The following is a 2,667-nucleotide window of genomic DNA, read 5'->3' as shown; positions in this document are numbered from 1 at the left end:
TGTCAGGGCGGGAGTCTTGCAGTTCTTTTGCTTGCTGAACTTGATATGTTAGCAGTTCGCTTTGGTTTCCCGTTGGCGGCAACAGTAGCAGTAAATAATCGCATTCTTGGAGGAATAAATTAATTCGATCGAACCAATTATCTCCTAATCTAATGTTATTTTCTGCTGTGAAAACTGTATGACCGATCGCGCTTAATGCCGTTTCTAACTGTTTTCCCAACTCGCGCTCGGGTTCGGCGCTGCGATAACTGACAAATACTTTGACAATTCTGCTGCTGGTGGCTGTTTCCCCCGCTGGTGGCAAATTTTCCAGCTCGTCTAAATTTTCCGGTTCCTCAAGTTTAGCCGATCGATGGTCGCTAGCAGCCAGAGTCATTTCAAAAGCCGCGAACAACTGTCGAATTTTACTCAAATCCGCACCTTCTCTACCCTGCTTAATTTTGCTGACTGTATCGGCACCGACGCCAGATTCAGCCTCGATTTCCGTCAGAGTACCTCTAATGTTATGTCGGTCAGACCATTCTTGGAGCGCCTCGTTAAGTTTCTTTAAGCCAGAGGCAGTGAGAATGCGACCGCGATCGCGTTTTGACTTGAGCACTTCGCTTGCACTGAAAGGGGAACGAATCTAGAAATTTTAACGCCTTAAGTCCCTATTTTAGGAGATTTTAAGGAAGATAGTCAGCAAGCCGGAATTTAAGGGATTTTACTTGGAGAGGTTTTTGGGGCGATCGACTCCTCAAACTCTTTCCTGATAACGGCTTCAACAGTTGAATATATTTGAGGATAAAAAGTTTTTCTTAACTCCCCAATCTCCGCCGCTAATCACCACTTAACTTTTTAGAGTAGATACACCAAGCAAAAAAGGAGCAGCCAAATGAGCAAAATCTTACACAGACTGGCAATGGCCGCTTTGGGAACCGCCGCCATTTTCACAATTAATACACTTAATAATTTAACAGAAGCATCAGCCGCTGGTAAATTTGACCAACCAGAAATTTATCACAACACAGTTTTTCCACTTGGCGTACCGGGTCAGCTCCATAAATAGGCAAATTCATTGATTGATTGATTTAATTTAATTAAGGAGAAATTATGAAGTCTACACTGTGTTCGCCGCAACCTATAGCTACCAAATCTGACTCGGTTGATGCTGAGGCGATCGATGCCTGCACTGCACTTGCATGGGTGGAATTGGTAGCATTAGATGCCAGCGCTCTCACGGGGGATGATTGGCTGGCTTTGTGCGATGATATAGATAGCGGGGAAATCTACCGCTGCTGGTTTTTGTGGCGCGATCGCGAAGTTAGCGGTAATTGGGAAGCTTACGATCCTTTGAGCGATCGCCGATTTGTTGCGAAAGGAAAAGTTTTTCTCAAAGCCGCGATCGACTCGCTCGAAGATGCTAGAACTCGGGAAGTCGCCTAACTTGAATTCATCTCAGGTGAATAAAATTTGTGCCTACAGAACAATAATTCTGCCAAGAGAATTCGCCAGTGTACAAAGTTTTGTCCGCCTGCACGAGGCAGGAAGAAAAAGGGGTAATAAAACCGGATTTGATATGAGTCCGGGAAACGGAATACTCTCAAAGAAAATAAAAAAAATACGGCTGCGGGCAAGAGTTGACTGTATGATGCTAGGTGCTTCGCCTCGAAAGCGGTCGAGAACACTGTGACCGCCGCTTTCTCGTTGCAGCCGTTAAACTCTTTCTCTTCAAACATGACTCTAAAACTGCGATGGCTGTTGCCGGCCGCCCTTAGTCTTTTCTCGATCGCCCTGCCCGCAAAAGCCGATACACTAACATCTTGGCACTTCGATCCCAGGGAAAACCAACTCAATTTAACCACGGATTCAGGAGTTCAGCCGGAAGTCAAACTCATTGCAAATCCCACCCGCTTAGTAATTGACTTACCGGGAATAGTCTTGGAGTATCCCGAAAGTCCTCAAAGCTACAACTCAGCTATTCAACAAATTAGAGTCGGGCAGTTTGACACCGAAACTACCAGGTTAGTCATACAATTAACTCCCGGTTATAAGTTAGACCCGCAAAAAGTCCGAGTCATTAGAGAGTCTGCCACGCGCTGGTCGTTTCAGTTGCCAAATCCCGAGCAAATAGCGGGCAACGAGTCTTTTATCCCAACAGCTATTACCCGCATAGAACAAGCAGCAGGTCAAGTTACGCCCACTGTTTCGCCGGGAAATCAGAGAAACTATTCCACTGATTTGGCGATGTCAACAGGCTCGGAAATGACAGCCATCAAGCCTCAAATCGAAAGTGCGATCGAACAGTATAGATCCCTCAGCGCCGGAATGTTTTTTCTGGATTTAGATACAGGAAACTATTTGGATATCAAGGGCGATCGAGTGTTTCCGGCCGCGAGTACCATCAAATTACCAATTCTGATAGCTTTTTATCAAGATGTAGATGCAGGCAAAGTTAGCCTCGACGAAACATTAGTGATGAAGTCCGACTTAGTTGCCAGCGGTTCTGGAAGTATGCAAGATGAACCAGATGGCACTCGGTTTAGCATCAGAGAAACCGTAGATAAAATGATTACTATCAGCGACAATACAGCCACCAACATGATTATTGAACGTTTGGGGGGAATTGCTAAACTCAACGAGCGTTTTCGCAGTTGGGGATTAACTGATACCAGAATTCGCAATTGG

The 2,667-nt window shown here is 45.4% G+C and carries 4 protein-coding genes; 3 read left to right on the top strand and 1 reads right to left on the bottom strand.

All coding sequences use genetic code 11. The annotated features are described in order from the left end of the window. Window positions 1–598, bottom strand: a 598-nt coding sequence (locus QUA45_RS28470; protein WP_333223268.1) for a toll/interleukin-1 receptor domain-containing protein, incomplete at its 3' end; no start/stop codon positions are given. Window positions 599–874: 276 nt separating this feature from the next. Between QUA45_RS28470 and QUA45_RS28465 the strand changes: the two genes are divergently transcribed. From QUA45_RS28465 to QUA45_RS28455, 3 genes are all read left to right on the top strand, one after another. After that, window positions 875–1,048 carry a hypothetical protein gene (locus tag QUA45_RS28465; RefSeq protein WP_333223266.1) on the top strand — a complete coding sequence of 58 codons (174 nt, stop codon included), beginning with the start codon at window positions 875–877 and terminating at the stop codon, window positions 1,046–1,048. Window positions 1,049–1,092: 44 nt separating this feature from the next. Beyond that, window positions 1,093–1,425: a hypothetical protein gene (locus tag QUA45_RS28460; protein WP_333223264.1), complete on the top strand. Its 333-nt coding sequence runs from the start codon at window positions 1,093–1,095 to the stop codon at window positions 1,423–1,425. Between the two features lie 243 nt (window positions 1,426–1,668). Next, a partial coding sequence (locus QUA45_RS28455) for a serine hydrolase (RefSeq protein WP_333223262.1) occupies window positions 1,669–2,667 on the top strand: 999 nt, incomplete at its 3' end.

It is taken from the genome of Microcoleus sp. Pol12A5 (genome assembly GCF_036701435.1).
Classification (GTDB): Bacteria; Cyanobacteriota; Cyanobacteriia; order Cyanobacteriales; family Microcoleaceae; genus Microcoleus.
This window is presented reverse-complemented; position numbering and strand designations above follow the sequence as displayed.

Bases quoted from the DNA above. Each gene is read 5' to 3' on its own strand.
- QUA45_RS28465 (WP_333223266.1), top strand. From the start codon at position 875: ATGAGCAAAATCTTACACAGACTGGCAATGGCCGCTTTGGGAACCGCC.
- QUA45_RS28460 (WP_333223264.1), top strand. From the start codon at position 1,093: ATGAAGTCTACACTGTGTTCGCCGCAACCTATAGCTACCAAATCTGAC.